General features: G+C 42.4%; 1 protein-coding gene. It reads left to right on the top strand.

Annotated elements, in window-relative coordinates; genetic code table 11:
* The first annotated feature begins 74 nt into the window (after window positions 1–74).
* Window positions 75–1204 (top strand): IS3 family transposase gene (locus HMPREF2961_RS00515; RefSeq protein ID WP_104835207.1). Its coding sequence is split into 2 segments (ribosomal slippage): window positions 75–303 and window positions 303–1204, totalling 1131 coding nucleotides; the frame shifts between segments, so codons are not numbered across the junction.
* Window positions 1205–1370 lie beyond the last annotated feature (166 nt).

Here is a 1370-nt window from a genome sequence, read left to right as displayed (position 1 = left end):
TGGTGTTAGGATGATTTAGTGGACACATTTTGGGAGAGGACTATAATAACCTCGAACGAAAGGAAGTTCGCTAAATGAAAAAGTACAGTCAAGAAAGAAAAGACATGATCCTTCAACTCGTCGCAACTGGTAAGCCGGTTGCCGAAATTTCCCGTGAATATGGCATTGCAGAACAAACGATTTACAAATGGAAGAAAAGCAACACGCCCGTTACTGGCAGTTCGCTGACTCCCGCTCAGATTAAACAGATGGAAAAAGAAATGACGCGTCTGCGACAGGAGAACGAAATCTTAAAAAAAGCAATGGCTATATTCACGAAGTAAACTTATACAGTAAAATCCTCTTCATTGAAAACGAGAGCAACGAGTATCCGACGCGCATGCTTTTGCGAGTAATGGAAGTAGCTCCAAGCACGTATTATAAGGAACTCAAACACACACCAAGTCAGCGTGAACTTGAAAATGAACGCATCGATAAAGCCATCTTATCGATTTACACAGACAGCAAGAAACGTTATGGTGCCTGGAAAATTCATCATCAGCTGATAGAGCAAGGCTTTGATTTGTCGATCAAACGGGTGCAAAAACGGATGCGTCTCCTTGGCATCCATTCGATCACCGTAAAAAAATATCATCCAACCAAGGCTTCTAAAGAGCGCGTTGAAGAACGGACAAATCTCTTAAACCAAGATTTCTCCACAACCAGCATCAATCAAAAATGGGCCGCTGATATCACATATATCTCGACTGCAAAAGACGGCTGGACCTACCTGGCTTCTGTGATCGATCTTTATTCGAAAAAGATCATCGGCTACACTTACGCCAAGCAGATGACCACTGAAATCGTGATGAATGCGCTAGAATCAGCAATCCAAAATCAACAACCGACAGACGGACTGATCATCCAAACCGATCTTGGTTCGCAGTATACTAGCTCCGATTTTGAGGAAGCATTGCGCACGAACAAGATAACGCACTCTTATAGTCGCAAAGGTACGCCTTACGACAATTCCTGTATCGAATCGTTTCACGCGGCATTAAAGAAAGAAGAAGTCTATCAAACGACCTATCATTCTTATGAAGAAGCCAAACTCGAACTGTTTCAATATATTGAAGGATGGTACAACCGCAAGCGAATTCATGGAGCAATTGGCTATCTGACACCACAACAGGCAGAAGACCAAGCTCGGCAGCACGCGCAATAGCTACTCACATTTTTTGAACGAATCCACGAGAATCTCTTTTCATGGTTTCAGAGAATGGTCAAACGGTTTTAGTTTGACGATTGTCTGAAATCATGAAACAACTCGAGAGTGGATTGGTTGCAAAAAAACTCTCAAAAAATGAGTCCACTTTATTGACACAGATCCA

The organism is Enterococcus sp. HMSC076E04 (assembly GCF_001814285.1).
Lineage (GTDB): Bacteria > Bacillota > Bacilli > Lactobacillales > Enterococcaceae > Enterococcus_B > Enterococcus_B lactis.
Note: the sequence above shows the minus strand (reverse complement) of the source record. Positions and strands in the feature narration are given on the sequence as shown.